Here is a 16,578-nt window from a genome sequence, read left to right as displayed (position 1 = left end):
GTCGTGGGTAATAAAACTCTTGATCCAGCACCTGAGGCTCAATCCGCTTTCGGGCTCAACCACGGCTCCACTTCGGCGCGCGCATTATCGGGCTTGACCCGCGAATCCCGGTCGCCTAGTCGTCCGGAAGTTGCACTGGGCGCGCATTGGGATATTGGCGCCTCCGGCTACCTCAGCCGTGTGCCCAGCCGATTTGCCCGACGATACAAGGCTATGCTTGTCGCTGCCGGCTATCTCGACATTTGAGGCAACTGCTTCGGGTGACCTGCCCGTTTCAGATGTGGGGCGCTTGCCGATCTATAGCGGTTGCTTTGGACAGCTTGGCCAGCTCGTCCTCGACCTGCCTGGCTGCAGAGTCGGTGCTTTCGAAGTGTTGCATCAACTGATGCCGGAGTAGCGCGAGTTGCGCCGGGCGATAGATGGGCCCACTTCTCGCGATTTCGGGGTTCAGGGTCGCGATCATCGGTTAATTTGCCTTGATGGGGTCGATCTTCGTGAGCCGCTGCCTGGCCTCGACCACGCGCCGTTGCGCAGAGCGAATTCGGCAACACAAGGCGAGGTTCACGGCGACGCCGCCCTCTTCATCGAGCAAGTTTTCAGCGCGTTCGAGATCCGGCCGACGCTCTGTCGCGCTCTGGCCAGTTCCAAGTTCATCAGGTCCATTGTTCCGCGTCCTTTTGGGTTGATATCCCTTCAGAACACCAACCCCTGCCGAACGCTTTGGTTCCTGCGACGTATTGGCCGATCACCGCCAAGGGCTGCCAACAACCTCTCCCACATTATCCGCAGTGAAGTGCGATTATTGTGCGAACTGTTTCAGCGCTGTTGGGTCGATTGTCGTCAGACCGGATTTCACGACACGCCGCCGCGCAGATCGTATCCTGTTGGATGCGGCGAGGTTCTCAGCCACCATTTTCTCGCTGAGTACCAGCGCGAGTTCGGTCTGCTTGATGCGCTGCTCGGCATCGGCGACTCGCATCGTCAGAAGATCAGCTGCCATTCTGGGTCCGGGGTCCGCAAAGTCCATAACTGCGTAACACATGGCGGGCGAAATTGTTCCCTATTGTTGGGCGAAACCGATGCGGCATCAAGGGGGACTGAGGTTGAACCGACGAGATATCCCAACTTCGACGTCGTGGGAGCTCACCTATCGGCACGACAGTTGCCCACGCTGGCGACTTGAAGTCCGCCACCTCACGGTGGCCGGCAGTTTAGAATGGTCAGGCTCGCTACAGCCTTGACAGGTAAGGTCATGGCCTCATCAGCGGAGGTATCAATGGTCTCGGCGATTGGCAATCAACATCGGCAGGCACCGGAAACCCAACCGAAACCCGCAAAGACAGAACCGGGCGAAGTGTTTGCTCCAGGCAAAAGCGCGGATAGCGTAGGACATCGCGCCAAGGCTATGGTGGCAGAAAGTGGCGACACAGATCCTGGTGCGCAGGGGCGCGCCGCGTCGACAATCGCCAGAATGGATATTACCGTTTTGACTCCACCGAGCGAAGAACCGCCTTTGGAGTAGCTCGGGCGGCCGTGCCGGCTTCCTCACGGTGGCGGGCTTCAGTCTTTGTGCAGCACGATGTAGCGACTGCTCACCGCATTCGCGCCCTTGCCCCGCGTGACGACAACCGTCCTGTATCCCGCGGGAAGGGAACCTGTAGCGGATGGGCCGACCGGACTGCATCGCCCGACGATCTCTCCGTTGGGGGCGCTTGCGAGCCTGTTGGCCAACGCAACCCGGCATTCGTCAAGGGATACGAACATCTTGGCCGGTGACGGGTCGAGCGGTTTGCAGACAGCTTGGCCTGGACTGCACGACAGCAGAACCATCATTGCTGCAGTTGCCGGATCCATTTGCGAGTTTCTCCCTTTGTGGACGAAATCTCAACGCGGGAGCGGGGACTTTGTTTCGCAGCTGCTAAAATATCAGAGCGTGCGTGGGAACAAGAAGCGGCTATGTCGGTTCTTTGAGCATGCGAGGCAAGATCAAGGATCCGCCGCCGAAACCCAGCCAGAGGAAGGCGCCAGTCCGTCCAGACCAGGACGCATCGCCGGAGCCTCAACATATCGACCCGCCACCGCGAGATGTGCGCGAGGCGCCGGCGCCAAATCCAAATGCCGATAAAAAGTCCTGACGGCAGTCGACCAAGAAGCCGTGTTCGAAGTCATCTTGGGGGCGATGAAGAACCGCACCGGCGAATGGGTCTAGAATCTTCACGGCGGCGCCGAAGGGCAGCGGTAAGGTGCGCTCACGTGCAGCACGATTTGTGCGGATTAAGCAGGACCCATGACCAGCGTCTGGGTCGCATACTGTTTGGTCGGTAGTGGTGGCACTGGTGGTGTTATTGTCAATGAGGCTATAGCGGCTCCTCCAATCTCTGATTGACGCGCAGATGTGAGCCTGTGCCATTTTGAACGAGATTTGTCGGCATCAATCTTGCAGCGCAGGTTTGCCGGCTGACCCCGGTCCTGATCGCGTACTCTGATCAGGTTTGTGAGGCTCGCCGGGCTTGAGGTCGTGGGGGTCTTCGCCCGGCGAGTTTACCACTTGCCGCCCTGCCAGGATGCGTGATGCCGTTTTGTACGATTCCGTACCATCTTTTTTATTGAAAGGCCGGTTTCGGCAGACTTATAAAACGCGACGTTGCCACTGCTTTCGTATGGAGGCTGCGATGGATAGCGTGGAGCCGAACGGCAAAGTCTCGCCGTGCATTGAAGTGGTCGAAGCCTGCGGCGAATGGTTCGTCCGCGTGGTCGAAGATGACCAGAACTAATCCGATCCTTCGAACTGGAATCATTCGCTCTAGCCTTCGCGGAAGTTTTTGAGCGGAGGCCGACCTTCGAGAGGGGGCTTAGGGGACTTCAGTCTTAGTTGAGCGATCGCTAATACGCCTGTAGCTTGGGCAGTGCGGGAAACCCGAATACCAAATGGGGCCAGTTCGCCGCATTATCAGAAGGCTGTCCTAAGTGCTCTCAACTGTATTGCGGGAAAAGCTGGTTTGCGAATGCGGTCGCACCGGGTATTTGAAACTACGAGAAGACGCTCAGCCCCTCAGCGGCACCTGGGAATCCTACAGCTTGGAGGGTTTCGAGGGCCGCAGCCTGACGATCACCAGTTCGGGAAATATTCCGGGCGACAAGTTGGCCTATCTCCATCCTTTGTGTCCTCAATGCAGTCAGTGGGGCAAGGTGAAGTATGCCAGCCGTGGCTGAGCCCGCAAGAACCACCTACATCGTCCCGCACTGGCGGACGATCCCTGACGAATTCATGGTTGTAAGAGCAGCCTTCCAATTGCGGACCTTGGAGGAATGCCTCCTTGCCGGAAATGATGTCGTCGAATTGATTGATTGACCCTCCTCAAAGCTTGCCGGCTACCCCCAAGGCTACCCATGAGCGATTTCGTCAGGGTATCCACTAAGTCAAAACAGAGCCGATTGTCATTTGATTTCAACGTGGTGCGGACGACGGGAATCGAACCCGTACGATCAGAGATCGAGGGATTTTAAGTCCCTTGCGTCTACCAATTCCGCCACGTCCGCAGGCCAGCCCTTTTCAGACGCCAGCGGAAACCCGTCAAGCCATCTTTTGCCGAGTGTCGCCATTCGAATTCATGAAAGGTGGTTCGTGATTTTAAAACAATTGGTTGTGGCGAAACTCTCAGTCACCGGCGACAATCAGAACTTGTAGCTCAGGTTCACACCGACCGCGTTCAGCTTCACGTCCTGATCGCGATCGTTGAAGGGTTGCGCCACGTCATAGTGCTCGGAGCCGAAATCATAGTAGCGATACTGCGCGCCGACGATGAACTTGTCGGTCAGCGCGTAGTCGACGCCGGCACCCACGGTCCAGCCGACGTTCGTGCGCGTGCTGGCGAACGACGCCCCCGCGACCTGCGACGTTTCGATGCCGGCAAAGGCGACGCCGCCGACGCCATAGACCAGCACGCGGTCCATGGCGAAGCCCGCCTTGGCGTTGACTGACCCGAACCACTTGATGTCGGTGCCAAATATGCTTCCAAGGCCAGATTCCGCCGTGCCATCGATCGAGGAATAGTTGAGCTCCGCCTCGGCGCCGATAACCGCCTGATCGAACTGCCAGAGGCCAGCGACATGGCCGCCGACGAAACCGCCGTCAATGTCGGGCGAGATGGAAAACGGCGCGCCTTCTGTTCCTGATATGTCGGACTGGCCCCAGCCGTAGCCGGCCTGCAGGCCGGCATAGTAGCCGGTCCAGTCGAAGCCCGGTTCGGTCATCGGCACCGCCATCGGGTCGGCGGCAAAAGCCGGCGCGGCCAGAGCGGTCAGAAATCCGGCACTTGCGAGCGTCAGACGACGCATCGAGCTCTCCGAAATGGCGGTTCAGAAGACTCCTGGCCGCAAGGTAGCTCTATTCGCCGCAAAACGGAACCCATTGTTCAACAATCGAAATACGCCTGTTGCTGCGCGCTATTCTCTATTTGGCGTCGATGAAGTCCAGCGCCGCCTGGCTGTATTCGTCCGGCGCCTGCAGCATGGCGAAATGACTGGCGTTGGGCAGGATGATGAGCTTGGCGCCCGGAATGACGGAGGCCATGTATTCGGTGTGTTCGCGCTTGATCGCCTCGTCATGATCGCCGGCGACGATCGCCGTCGGCGTGGTGATCTTGGCGAGCTGCTCCTTGGTCCAGGCCGGCTCCGACTCCCACATGTGGCTGATTTGCGCCACGAAGGCATCATACTGGTCCGGCGTCTTCGACATCTTCTTGTAGTCGCGGCCGGAGCGTTCGATGTAGGCGGCAAAGGTCTTGTTGGTCATCACGCCGGGATCGACGCCATCGGTGGTGACATTGGCGGCCTGCGCAAAGAGCCTGGTCAGCCGCTCCGGATGATGCAGCGCGATGTCGATACCGATAATGCCGCCGTCGCTCCAGCCGACAAGAGCGGTCTTGTCGATCTTGAGGTAGTCGAGCAGGGCCAGATAATCGGACGCCATGAGGTCGTAGCCGTAAGGTTGCTCGGTGCGGGTGGAGCGACCATGGCCGCGGCTGTCGGCGACGATCACCTTGTGGGTCTTGGACATCGTCGCCACCTGGCTCGCCCAGATATCGGCGTGGCCAAGGCCGCCATGGATCAACAGGATCGGATCCCCGGCGCCGAAAACGGCATAGTACATCTGGATGCCGTTGACCGGCGCATAGCCGCTCTGATCCGGTTTGGGCATCGCCGCCGGCTCCGGCAGCGTCAGCCAGCGCTCCTCGGCGGATGCAAAGCCGGCCGAGATCAGGAACAGGGTGACGAAGACGAGCGCTTTCAGGAACCGGGTCATGACTTCACCTCAGGGGGTTTCGTCCTTGGGTCGTTTCGGCCCCGGACGATTGCGAAGGTCGATTTAACAGTCTTCCCGTGTGCGGAGTCAACGAATGGGGGGGCGGGCTGGCGGCGTGAATTGAAATTTCAATCCGTGCCGCCGCCGCAACGCGTCCGGTTCCGCCTGTGACGGCAATCGCAACAAAAAACCCGCCTCGCGGCGGGTCATTGGCGCAAATCAGCACCATCTACAAAACAATAGCATAAGTGCCGGCACAAATAAACCTCGCCGAGCGGATTTCGCCCGCAATCGCTGGTCAAAGCCATGCCGGCTTGGCACAGTCGGGGCAAACAGGAGTCTCCCATGGCAAAGACCGCGCACGCGACGAAACCCAAGCCTTGGACCGAGATGGCGACCCATCTGGTCGATGTCGCGACCGGGCGCAAGCCGGCCGATCTCGTCATTCGCAACGGCCGCTGGGTGAATGTGCATTCGGGCGAGATCATCGCCGGCACCGACATCGCCATTGCCGGCGGTCGCTTCGCCTATTGCGGGCCGAATGCCAGCCACGCCATCGGCCAGGGCACCAAGGTGGTCGACGCCGGGGGCCGCTATCTCGTGCCCGGCCTTTGCGATGCGCACATGCATGTCGAGAGCGGCATGGTGACGGTGACCGAATTCTGCCGTGCCGTCATCCCGCACGGCACCACCTCGATGTTCATCGACCCGCATGAGATCGCCAATGTGCTGGGGCTCCCCGGCGTGCGGCTGATGCATGACGAAGCTGTCGCCATGCCCATCAACGTCCACGTCCAGATGCCGTCCTGCGTGCCTTCGGCGCCGGGGCTGGAGCACGCCGGTGCCGAACTGACGGTTGCCGATGTCACCGAAGCGATGACCTGGGAGAACATCATCGGCCTTGGCGAGGTGATGAATTTCCCCGGTGTCGCCGCCAACGATCCGGTGATGTCGGGCGAGATCGCCGCCACGGTGAGGGCCGGCAAGACCGTTGGCGGCCACTATGCCTCGCGCGATCTCGGCCTGCCGTTCCACGGCTATGTCGCCGGCGGTCCGGAGGACGATCACGAAGGCACGCGCGCCGAAGATGCGATCGCGCGCGTGCGCCAGGGCATGAAGGCGATGCTCAGGCTCGGCTCGGCCTGGTACGATGTCGCCTCGCAGATCAAGGCGGTGACGGAGAGCGGGCTCGACCCGCGCAATTTCATCCTGTGCACCGATGACAGCCATTCCGGTACGCTGGTGCATGAAGGCCATATGGACCGGGTGGTGCGCCACGCAATCCAACAGGGCCTGAAGCCGGTGACGGCGATCCAGATGGCGACGCTCAACACCGCCCAGCATTTCAAGCTGGAGCGCGAGATCGGCTCGATCGCCCCGGGACGGTTGGCCGACCTGCTGATCGTCTCCGATCTCGCCGCCATGACCATTGACGAGGTCTATGGCCGCGGCGTCAGGCTGGCCAAGGCCGGCAAGCTCGAGATCGACATTCCAGCCTATGACTATCCGAAGACGGCCAAGAACACGGTCAAGCTCGGCAAGAAGCTCAAGGCAGGCGACTTCGATATTGTAGCGCCCAAGGGGGCCAACGAAGTACGGGTGCGCGTCATCGGCGTCATCGAGAACCAGGCGCCGACGCGGGCGCTGGAGGCCGATTTGCCGGTCGAGGACGGGCTGGTCGCCATGGATCGCCGCAACGACATCTGCCAGATCGCGCTGGTCGAGCGCCACCGCGGTACGGGCGGCGTCACCAACGCCTTCGTCTCCGGCTTCGGCTATATGGGCGACTGCGCCCTGGCTTCCAGCGTGGCGCATGACGCCCACCACATCATCTGCGTCGGCACCAACAAGGAAGACATGGCGTTGGCCGTCAACCGGCTGGGCGAGGTCGGCGGCGGCGTGGTGCTGTTTTCAAAGGGCAAGGAACTGGCGCTGGTCGAAATGCCGATCGCCGGGCTGATGTCGGACGAACGCGCCGAGATCGTCGCGGCCAAAGCCGAGAAGCTGACCGAGGCGATGCGCAAGATGGGCTGTTCCCTGAACAACGCCTATATGCAGCACTCGCTCTTGGCGCTGGTCGTCATTCCGGAGCTCAGGATTTCCGACGTCGGCCTGATCGACGTGACGACGTTCCAGAAGGTCGATCTTTTTATCTGACAGACCCGGCTGTCATCCGCCGGTGGCGATGGTCAGCACCTTGAACGGGGTGGTGATGACGACTTCGGCCATGGAGCCGACCGCCTTGCCGATCCCTTGGCCGATGTCGTCAAACTCGCCCGGATCGTTCGATCGCAGGGCGGCTGGTGTGCGCAGCCGGTCACCGAGCAATTGCACCAGGATCGGATTGTCCGCGAACTTGGCATGGTTCAAACGGTCACCGCCCTTGGTCTTGGTGAGATCCGCCACGACCACGCCATAGCTGGCGAGGTCGGCCGCATTGCCGTAGTCGCCGACACGCGGCTTGTCGCCGGAAATAATGGACGACAGCTTCAGCGCACGGTCGTCTCCCGAGAGCAGGATGGCGAACGGCTTGTCGGGTTTGCCGTAGCGGATCATCTGTTTCTTGAAGACGTCGACATCGATGTCGGGCGAGGCGAGGACGACATAGCCGAGCTTGCCGCCGAGATCGCGGTCGCCGGTGATGGCGAGCTGGCGCAGCGCCTCCATCGTCACCCAGGTGCCCATCGAGTGGGCGATGATGTCGATGCTTTTCACTCGGGTCTTTGCGAGCATCCTGAGCGTCGCCTCGAGGTCGTCGCGCGCGGCGTTGGCGCTTTCCTTGTCATAGATATAGCCGGTGGTCTTGCCGCTCGAAGCCCAGGAAAACAGCACCGGCGTGCCCGGATATTTGGTGTCGTGGGCGATCTGCGTCAGCCGGTAGACGCCATCGTCGAAACCGTTGTTGAAACCGTGCACGAAGACCAGGGCGCGGTCGCCGTTCATGGCGATGTTGGCGCCGACAGCCTTGGCGAATTGCGAGGCGTCGCCATAGTGGACGACGTCGGTGGCGGTGAATTGCTTGGCCGGGTTGGAGTCGGCCGAACCCTTGGCGCGCTCGATGGCGCCGAGCTGGTGCACCTTCGGCACGGTCACGTCGACGCGGGCGTAATTGGTGGTCAGCGAACGGTCGCCGTCAAACACCTGGCGCGGATCCTTGGTCGCCGGCTGACGGGTGGTGACGACGAAGATTTCGTGCGTGGCCGCGATATCGGACGCGGGCACCGACACCGTCGTCTTGTTCAAGAGGTCATGCGTGTTTTGGCCGGCGCAGCCGGCGACAGCGAGCGCGAACGCAAGGACGAGGACGGTCTTCCAACGCACGTTCACGCGGGCTCCCGCTGGCGCATGGCGCCGATTTCAATGTCGATAGAGGCAGAGACCGGCCCGGTCCAGTTGAAAATAGCGGGCCGGGCGGCATTTGCGAACTCGCGCCGTGACCGTAGCCGCAAGGCAACAACCCTATTGCGCGAGCTGGCTGATGCGGTCGGTCACTGTCTGGTCGCTGGCAAAGCCGTCATCCTCGCGCAGCCGCTGGCCGATCATCTTCACCAGTTCGGGGTTGTCGGCGAATTTGGTGTGGTTGAAGCTGTCGGTTCCCTTGACCTTGGAGAGGTCGACCACGGTGACGCCATAGGCGGCGAGATCGGCGGCATCCTTGTAGTCGCCGACACGCGGCCGCGAGCCGGCGATCAGGCCGGAGAGCCTGAGCGCACGGTCATCGTCGGAGAGCAGCAGGATAAACGGCTTGTCGGGCTTGCCGTAGCGGCGCATCTGGCTCTTGAACACGTCGACATCGATGTCGGGCGAGGCCAGCACGACATCGCCGAGCTTGCCGCCGAGATCGCGGTCGCCGGTGATGGCGAGCTGGCGTAGCGTTTCCATGGTGACCCAGGTGCCCAGCGAATGGGCGACGATGTCGATGCGGCGCGCGCCGGACTGCTGCAGCATGCGCAAGGTCACTTCGAGCTGGTCGCGGGCAGCACTCGCACTTTCCTTGTCATAGACATAGTCGGTGGTCTTGGCGCCGGATGCCCAGGAAAACAGCACCGGGGTGCCGGGATAGCCGGAATCATGGACGATCTGCGTCACGCGGTAGACGGCGTCGTCGAAGCCGGTGTTGTAGCCATGCACGAAGACCATGACGCGGCCGCCGCGCGCGGCGATATCGGCGTTGAGCGCGGCGGAAAATTTCGGCTGCGCGTCGTAGCCGACAACCTCGGAAGCCATGAAATACTTGGCCGGGTCGTTGGACTTGCCGCGCGAGCGGCGCTCGATCTGGCCGGTCTCGTGGATGCCGGGAACGGTGACGTTGACGCGGGCATAATTCAGCGTCGCCGAGCGCTCGCCGTCGAAAACCTTGTTGGGATCGTCGGATTTCTTGCGCGTCGTGGCGATGAAGATCGAGTGATTGCCCGAAATTTCCGTCACCGGCGTGGACATGACGGCGCTGCCGAGCAGTTCCTCGGTGTTGCGGCCGCCGCAGCCCGCCACAAGCAAGGCAAGCGCAAGAATGCAAATCGTCTTCAAACGCACGTCAAAATTCCACTTAAGCCCAAAAGGGCCATCCACCCTCCGCGACACCTCCCGGACAGGCCAAGTGCGGCAGAAGTAAGTCGTGTCCAGCCTAAATGCGTTCAGCGCCGAGCCACGGTCATCGCACTGTTGCGCGAAAGCCAAAATGGCGGCAGGAACGCCGGGATGTTGGAGAAGGGCAGCACCTCGGGCTTCAGCCTTATGCCGAGCACCTCCACCATGAAGGCACGGCGCGCCTCGATGCGGCGCCAGGCCTCGGGATAGCGAGCCGCGAACTCCTCGCGCAAGGCCTGGTCTGCGAGCGCGATGCCGTCCTCGATGTTGGTGGTGAAATAGCTGGTTCCGGTCGCCGGGATGATGTCGACCTGCAGCGCCATGCCCGACCGCAGCTTGATGTCCGAACCGGAAAACACCGGCGAATGCATCCATTCGTCGATATGGACGAGATGGCCGGGATTGAGCGAGACGCCGAAGAATGGATCGCCGATGCGGTCATGCACGGCTTTCCATAGGGCACCGGCGGCAACGCCAATGCCGACGGTCTCGTACCAGTCGACGACGGCGGCGAAATAGGGCGCGACCAGTTTGTCGACATAGTCGTTTATCCCGCGCGGCAGTTCCTGCGCACTCTCGACCAGGAAGCCGGCGCGGGCATTGAGCGAGCCCTGGATGCCATAGGCCATGGTGATGGGGTCGCCGCGCTTGATGATATCCAGGCGCGGGCTTGGCAGGCCGTAGGGCGCACGCTTGCCGGCGGACAGCATCGGGTGGCAGCACAGAGGCAGGCCATTCATCCCCATCAGCCGCGCCGCCTGCAATTCGCTCATGCCGGGCTCGATACCCCTGAGCACATTGCGCAGGCCTTGCGAGGAAAAGGTCGCTGCGAATTCGAAGGATGCCAGCTGGTCGGCCTCGTTGATGGCGCGCAGACCATCCGTTGGGTTCATCAGAAGGTTGGCGGCATTGACCACCGCACCCTTGTCGCCGGCCAGTGTGCGCAACGTGTCGGCGATGAAGGACGGCAGGTCGAGCGTCGCCTCGCCAAACCCGCCATCGCCGGGGCCGAACGGTTTCCAACCGATGGCGCCGATCTTCTGGCCGGTCTTTAGGCCGCAGGCGGCAAGCGTGTCGGACAGGGAGGCGGAACGGTCGCGTGGCTGCGCCGGCAGCGAGAAGGTCTGGTAGAGAACGCGCTCATAGGGTCCGTCGCAGATTTCGGCATAGCCCCAGCCCTCATTGCCGACGAGAAGTTTTGGCTGGTTGCCTGGAACGATGACCAGCAGCGTCTCCTCGAAACGCGGGTCGTAACCACTGAGGTAGGCGACATTGGCGGCATGCTCGCGGTCGCCATAGACGGCGAAGGCGTCGAGCCCCGCCTCGGCGCCGTGCGCCAGCAGAGCCTCGATGCGCGTCTCGTAGGTCCGGCGTTGAAGCACAGGCATCACCGTCGGCTCACCGAACTCGGGAAGCGCTACGGTCTTCAGGGCAACAGCCGAAACAGGCATGGACGGCTCCATCGGATTTTCCTGCTGGCGCGTCAAAAGCGGCCGCGCGGCATCGGTGGCCGCAAACGGCGAATTGTGCAATAGGCTTGGCATTCCAACCACGTGATCACGGGCGCCATGAATAGTTTCTCCTCCCGCGTCGCCATTGCTGCCGCAGCGATCCGCGAAATCTTTCCCGAAACGCCGCTGCAGGAAAACGACTATCTGTCGAAGAAGACCGGGGCGCGGGTGCTTTTGAAGCGCGAGGATCTTTCGCCCGTGCGCTCCTACAAGATCCGCGGCGCCTTCAATTTCTTCCGCAAGGCGCTGGCCGCCGGCAACGAGGCCGAGCTTTTCGTCTGCGCTTCGGCCGGAAACCATGCGCAAGGCTTTGCCTTCGTGTGCCGCCATTTCGGCAAAAAAGGCGTGGTCTTCATGCCGGTGACGACACCGCAGCAGAAGATCGACAAGACGCGGCTGTTCGGCGGCGATTTCGTCGAAATCAGGCTGGTCGGCGATTTCTTCGACGACTGCTACCGCGCCGCCTTCGAATTCACCGAAACTGCGGGCGCGCATATGGTGCCGCCCTTCGACCACAAGGACATTATCGAGGGGCAGGCCACCGTTGCCTATGAGATCGCTGACCAGATGCCCGGTGCGCGCATGCCCGACATCATCATGCTGCCGGTCGGCGGCGGCGGCCTGGCGGCCGGGGTGACGCACTATTTCGCCGACCAGCAGCGCGAAGCCCGCTACGTCTTCTGCGAGCCTGCCGGGGCGCCGAGCCTGCATGAGAGCCTGGCCAGCGGAAAGCGTATCAAGCTCGCCAATGTCGACAATTTCGTCGACGGCGCGGCGGTGGCCGAGATCGGCCGCGAACCGTTGCGCCACCTCAAGGAGTTCGCCGCTGACGCCGTGCGTCTGATCCCCGAGAACCGGCTCTGCGCCACCATGATCGAAATGCTCAACATCGAAGGCGTGGTGCTGGAGCCGGCCGGCGCGTTGGCGATCGATGCGCTGAAGGATTTTTCGCGGAAGGAGATCCGCGGCAAGACCATCGTCGCCGTGGTGTCGGGTGGCAATTTCGATTTCGAGCGGCTGCCCGACGTGAAGGAGCGGGCGCTTCGCTTCGAGGGCCTGAAGAAATACTTCATCATCCGTTTCCCGCAGCGGCCCGGCGCGCTGCGCGACTTCTTGGAAATGCTCGGTCCCGACGACGACATTGCCCGCTTCGAATATCTGAAGAAATCGGCGCGCAATTTCGGTTCGGTGCTGATCGGGATCGAAACAAAGGACCGGCGCAATTTCGACCTGCTGAAGGCGAATTTCGAGGCCGAGGGCGTCCACTATCAGGACATCACCGACAACGAGACCCTGGCGGGGTTCATCATATGAGCGCCACGGTCTTTGTTGCGCTGTTTTCCGGCATCAATGTCGGCGGCAACCGGATCGTCAAGATGGCGGAGTTGCGGGCGTTCTTCGAGGAACTCGGCTTCACCGATGTCGCCAGCTATGTGCAGAGCGGCAACGTCGTGTTCCGCGCCAAGAAAGGCGATGCGGTCACGCTGGCCAAACAGCTTGAGGCAGCGTTCGAGAAGAAATGGGGCTTTCATTCGCGCATCATGGTGCGCGATCTCGGCTGGTTCGAACGGCTGGTGAGTGAAAATCCCTATCCGGAAGTGGCCGGCGATCCGACCAAGCTGCACGCCTATACGCTGGAGCGCTAGCCGACAGCGGACGAAATTGCCAGGCTTGCCGAAAAGTGCACCGGCCCCGAAAGCTTTGAGGTCAAAGGCGATGTGCTCTACCTCAAGGCACCCGATGGGCTCGGCAAATCGGTGTTCGCCAATCTTATTCCACGCGTGCTCAAAGTGCCGGGCACCGCGCGCAACTGGCGTTCGGTGCTGGCGCTGCTGGAGATGGCCGGCCAGGCCGGCGCAAAATAGAGTTATGCCGGCGCGTGCTTCCAATCGAAGGTCAGTTCTTCGCGGAAAGCAAAACGCTTGATGTGATCGGCAACCACACTTTCTAGGCGCTCCAGCGATCCGCCTTCATCCGTCGACACCGTGATATGCAGCGCTGCCGCATCGGCATCGAGAACCGTTCGGCCGAGCGACAGATCGATGGTGCCATGGTTCGGATCGAACTCGACGGGAAATTTGTGTGCCCAGTGCTTGCACAGCTGCTGCAGATAGCGGCTGGCATAGGCGGTGGTGACATCGACCCGGCTGGTCGGCATGAATGAATTCTCCTGGACGGAGCGCTGGCTTTGACTGGCTCGCGCGTCAGGCAGGTAAATAGGTGCGGTCGCCCGAAATGGCAAAGGCGGCCGGCTTGGTCGCGCGGCCGCCTCGCTCAAGATGGCGTGATCGCTACCAGGTGCCGGTGTTGGGCATCGACGCCCACGGCTCGGCCTTGGGCTTGGCCGGTCCCTTCTGCAGCAGCTCGAACGAGATGCCATCCGGCGACTTGACGAAGGCCATGTTGCCGTCGCGCGGCGGCCGGTTGATGATGACGCCATTGTCCATCAGATGCTGGCAGGTGGCGTAGATGTCGTCGACCTCATAGGCGAGGTGGCCGAAATTGCGGCCGCCCTTGTAGTCCTCCGGATCCCAATTGTAGGTCAGTTCGATCAGCGGTGCCTTTTCGGCGATGCCGCTCTCTACGTCCTCGGAGGCGGCGAGGAAGATCAGCGTGAAGCGGCCCTGCTCGTTTTCGTAGCGGCGCACTTCCTTCAGGCCGAGCTTGTTGACATAGAAATCGAGCGAGACATCGACGTCGGCGACACGGACCATTGTGTGGAGGTAGCGCATAGGATTTCCTCGGGGATGTTTGGGTTGCGGGGCAACATAGGGTCCACCCCGCCGAAGGGCAACGAGCATCGGACCGAAAAAGCGGTGGCCGGTTTTGGAAAAGTCAGATTGCTCTGACAAAAGCATCGGACGCAAGTGGTTGCCGATTCCGGCAAAATCCTGCGCAAATTGCCGACCGGTTGACGGCCTGGACAGATCGTCATTGCGGCCGGCAGCAACGCCGGCAAACAACAAATCAGCTATTCTTGTATCCAACCGTGAAAAAAGGCACTGCAGGTCTTGCACACCTGGGAAGCGGCGGTGTTAATCTGATGTCAAGAATCACTTGCGGTTTTGTTGAAAAAAAGGGGGCGTTCTTATGGGGGATAGGGCCTCTTTCACGAGGCGGGATGAGAACCTTGACGACGCCCTGAAGCGCGACAGTGGCGGCGATACCGCCGATCTGGTCGAAATCGCCGGCGCCATCAAATGGTTCGACGTGGCCAAGGGCTACGGCTTCATCCTTCCCGATGACGGTTCTTCGGGCGACATCCTCCTCCATGTGACCTGTCTGCGAAAGGACGGTTTCCAGACGGCGTTAGAGGGCGCGCGTGTCGTGTGCCTCGTCAAGCATGGCGACCGCGGCTTGCAGGCGTTCCGGGTGCTGTCCATGGACACCACCACCGCGATCCATCCGGCCGAGATGCAGGAACAGCGCACCCATGTGTCGGTGACGCCGGAAAGCGGTCTCGAACGGGCGCTGGTGAAGTGGTTCAACCGCACCAAGGGCTTCGGCTTCCTGACCAGGGGCGAGGGCACCGAGGATATCTTCGTCCATATGGAGACGCTGCGCCGCTACGGCATCACCGAACTCAGGCCCGGGCAGGTTGTTCTGGTGCGCTTCGGACGCGGTGACAAAGGCCTTATGGCTGCCGAGATTCACCCCGATATGGGCACCTTGCCGGTCGCGCATTAGGACGCGAGCCATCCCGACGAATTCGGGACGGCTCTCTTTCCTTGTTTTCTTGGTTTCACCACGATCTTATTCGAATACCTGAGACCACTTTTCGGGATCATGGTCTTCGGTCGAGGATTTCAGATGGCGCACAGGAACTGGCTGACTGCGGGCGCGCTCTGCGTCATCGTTGCGGTGGCCGCTGGCGCTTACTTCTATTCCGGGCAGCCGACCGCATCCCAGCAGGCTCCCGCCGGCGACAGCCAGGCGATGATCCTTCCCGTCGATCCGACACCGCTGGTGGTGGCGACGAAAGGCGGAGACAAATCCTTTACCATCGAAGTCGCGAACACCGAAGCGGAGCGCGAGGCCGGCCTGATGTATCGCCAGGACATGGCGGACGATCATGGCATGCTGTTCGTCTTCGAGATGCAGAAGCAGGTCGGCTTCTGGATGCGCAACACGCCGATGCCGCTGGACCTGATCTTTGTCGGCCAGGACGGCAAGATCCGGGCGGTCAAGCATGGCGAGCCTCAATCGGACGCGGTCATTTCACCGGGTGTGCCGGTGCGCTTCGTGCTTGAGCTCAAGGCCGGCACCGCCGCCAAAAACGGCATCGAATATGGCGATCAGCTGCGCCATCCGGCCGTTGGCACGGTGCCCGGGTCTGGCATGCCGCCGGCGGACAAGGGCGATTCGCCCACGCCCGGCGCCGGCTGAGCGGCGTCGATGCAGTTCTTTTCGCATGACGGGTTCGATCTCGCCTTCCTCGACCGCCAGCCGGCGTCGGGTAAGGGCGATCCGGTGCTGATGATCCACGGCTTCGCCTCCAGCCATTATGTCAACTGGGTATCGCCGGGCTGGTTCAAGACGCTGAACGACGCCGGCTACCGCGCCATCGCCTTCGACAATCGCGGCCATGGCTCGTCGTCGAAGAGCTATGACGAGGCCGACTACACGCCGGCCAAAATGGCCTCGGATGCGGCAGCGCTGCTCGACCATCTCGGCATCGACCGTGCGCATGTCATGGGTTATTCGATGGGCGCGCGCATCTCGGCGTTCCTGGCGCTGTCCGATCCGGACAAGGTGGCGACGCTGGTCTTCGGCGGCCTAGGCATCGGCATGGTCGACGGCGTCGGCGACTGGGACCCGATCGCCGAAGCGCTGCTGGCCGATGGCCCGGCCGCCACCAGCCATCCGCGCGGCCGCTCGTTTCGCGCCTTCGCCGATCAGACACGCAGCGACCGCCGGGCGCTGGCCGCCTGCATCGCAAAGTCGCGCGAGTTGCTCAGCGAAGATGACATGACGCGCATCGCCCAGCCGACGCTGATTGCCGTCGGAACGACAGACGATATCGGCGGTTCGCCCGATGAACTTGCCGCACTGATGCCGAATGCCAGGGCGTTTCACATCGAGGGCCGCGACCATATGCTGGCCGTCGGCGACAAGACCTTCAAGCAGCGCGTGTTGGAGTTTTATGCCGAAAATCCGCTCTGAGGCGGATGGCAA

General features: G+C 61.7%; 15 protein-coding genes, 1 tRNA gene and 1 pseudogene. 7 read left to right on the top strand and 10 right to left on the bottom strand.

Annotated elements, in window-relative coordinates:
• Positions 1 to 274 precede the first annotated feature (274 nt).
• Positions 275 to 463 (bottom strand): hypothetical protein, encoded by a 189-nt coding sequence (locus AC1D1L_RS12380; RefSeq protein ID WP_477341606.1) that lies wholly within the window; start codon positions 461 to 463, stop codon positions 275 to 277.
• A gap of 336 nt (positions 464 to 799) precedes the next feature.
• Positions 800 to 1,000: a hypothetical protein gene (locus AC1D1L_RS12375; protein WP_477341604.1), complete on the bottom strand. Its 201-nt coding sequence runs from the start codon at positions 998 to 1,000 to the stop codon at positions 800 to 802.
• A gap of 276 nt (positions 1,001 to 1,276) precedes the next feature.
• Here AC1D1L_RS12375 and AC1D1L_RS12370 point away from each other — a divergent pair, with 276 nt between their 5' ends.
• Complete coding sequence (locus tag AC1D1L_RS12370; RefSeq protein ID WP_477341602.1) at positions 1,277 to 1,522, top strand: hypothetical protein; 246 nt, start codon at positions 1,277 to 1,279, stop codon at positions 1,520 to 1,522.
• A 1,932-nt stretch (positions 1,523 to 3,454) separates the two neighbouring features.
• Here AC1D1L_RS12370 and AC1D1L_RS12365 read toward each other — a convergent pair.
• From AC1D1L_RS12365 to AC1D1L_RS12355, 3 genes are all read right to left on the bottom strand, one after another.
• Positions 3,455 to 3,540: transfer RNA gene (locus tag AC1D1L_RS12365), tRNA-Leu, on the bottom strand.
• Positions 3,541 to 3,675: 135 nt separating this feature from the next.
• Entirely contained in the window at positions 3,676 to 4,338 is a 663-nt protein-coding gene (locus AC1D1L_RS12360; RefSeq protein WP_477341600.1) for an outer membrane protein, read from the bottom strand.
• Between the two features lie 115 nt (positions 4,339 to 4,453).
• Positions 4,454 to 5,305 carry an alpha/beta fold hydrolase gene (locus AC1D1L_RS12355; protein WP_477341598.1) on the bottom strand — a complete coding sequence of 284 codons (852 nt, stop codon included), beginning with the start codon at positions 5,303 to 5,305 and terminating at the stop codon, positions 4,454 to 4,456.
• Between the two features lie 345 nt (positions 5,306 to 5,650).
• Here AC1D1L_RS12355 and ade point away from each other — a divergent pair, with 345 nt between their 5' ends.
• Positions 5,651 to 7,462, top strand: coding sequence for an adenine deaminase (ade, locus tag AC1D1L_RS12350; protein ID WP_477341596.1), 1,812 nt, complete (start codon positions 5,651 to 5,653; stop codon positions 7,460 to 7,462).
• Between the two features lie 12 nt (positions 7,463 to 7,474).
• On the opposite strand, the gene AC1D1L_RS12345 is transcribed toward ade, so the two are convergent.
• From AC1D1L_RS12345 to AC1D1L_RS12335, 3 genes are all read right to left on the bottom strand, one after another.
• The gene (locus AC1D1L_RS12345; protein WP_477341594.1) at positions 7,475 to 8,632 is read right to left on the bottom strand and encodes an alpha/beta hydrolase; all 1,158 of its coding nucleotides are present in this window, start codon (positions 8,630 to 8,632) and stop codon (positions 7,475 to 7,477) included.
• A gap of 132 nt (positions 8,633 to 8,764) precedes the next feature.
• Entirely contained in the window at positions 8,765 to 9,838 is a 1,074-nt protein-coding gene (locus tag AC1D1L_RS12340) for an alpha/beta hydrolase (protein ID WP_477341592.1), read from the bottom strand.
• Positions 9,839 to 9,939: 101 nt separating this feature from the next.
• Positions 9,940 to 11,343 carry an aminopeptidase P family N-terminal domain-containing protein gene (locus tag AC1D1L_RS12335; protein WP_477341590.1) on the bottom strand — a complete coding sequence of 468 codons (1,404 nt, stop codon included), beginning with the start codon at positions 11,341 to 11,343 and terminating at the stop codon, positions 9,940 to 9,942.
• A gap of 117 nt (positions 11,344 to 11,460) precedes the next feature.
• Here AC1D1L_RS12335 and ilvA point away from each other — a divergent pair, with 117 nt between their 5' ends.
• Together ilvA and AC1D1L_RS12325 are read left to right on the top strand one after the other, a co-directional pair.
• On the top strand, positions 11,461 to 12,717 hold the full coding sequence (ilvA, locus tag AC1D1L_RS12330; RefSeq protein WP_112563442.1) for a threonine ammonia-lyase IlvA: 1,257 nt from the start codon (positions 11,461 to 11,463) through the stop codon (positions 12,715 to 12,717).
• Positions 12,714 to 13,268, top strand: a pseudogene (locus AC1D1L_RS12325) (DUF1697 domain-containing protein). The gene ilvA and the pseudogene AC1D1L_RS12325 overlap by 4 nt, the downstream one beginning before the upstream one ends.
• Before the next feature lie 2 nt (positions 13,269 to 13,270).
• Here the strand turns inward: AC1D1L_RS12325 and AC1D1L_RS12320 are convergent.
• Positions 13,271 to 13,561: a DUF2218 domain-containing protein gene (locus AC1D1L_RS12320; protein ID WP_352585921.1), complete on the bottom strand. Its 291-nt coding sequence runs from the start codon at positions 13,559 to 13,561 to the stop codon at positions 13,271 to 13,273.
• 133 nt (positions 13,562 to 13,694) lie between these two features.
• A complete protein-coding gene (locus AC1D1L_RS12315) occupies positions 13,695 to 14,135 on the bottom strand; it encodes a VOC family protein (RefSeq protein ID WP_112563411.1) in 441 nt (146 codons plus the stop codon).
• Positions 14,136 to 14,493: 358 nt separating this feature from the next.
• On the opposite strand from AC1D1L_RS12315, the gene AC1D1L_RS12310 reads away from it, so the two are divergent.
• The 3 genes from AC1D1L_RS12310 to AC1D1L_RS12300 all read left to right on the top strand — a co-directional run bounded on the left by AC1D1L_RS12310 (position 14,494) and on the right by AC1D1L_RS12300 (position 16,566).
• On the top strand, positions 14,494 to 15,090 hold the full coding sequence (locus AC1D1L_RS12310; protein ID WP_112563409.1) for a cold-shock protein: 597 nt from the start codon (positions 14,494 to 14,496) through the stop codon (positions 15,088 to 15,090).
• A 123-nt stretch (positions 15,091 to 15,213) separates the two neighbouring features.
• Positions 15,214 to 15,789, top strand: a complete 576-nt coding sequence (locus AC1D1L_RS12305; RefSeq protein ID WP_477341587.1) for a DUF192 domain-containing protein — start codon at positions 15,214 to 15,216, stop codon at positions 15,787 to 15,789.
• 9 nt (positions 15,790 to 15,798) lie between these two features.
• The gene (locus tag AC1D1L_RS12300; RefSeq protein ID WP_477341585.1) at positions 15,799 to 16,566 is read left to right on the top strand and encodes an alpha/beta fold hydrolase; all 768 of its coding nucleotides are present in this window, start codon (positions 15,799 to 15,801) and stop codon (positions 16,564 to 16,566) included.
• Positions 16,567 to 16,578 lie beyond the last annotated feature (12 nt).

The sequence above is a fragment of the Mesorhizobium sp. P2_D6 genome (assembly GCF_056404315.1).
Note: the sequence above shows the minus strand (reverse complement) of the source record. Positions and strands in the feature narration are given on the sequence as shown.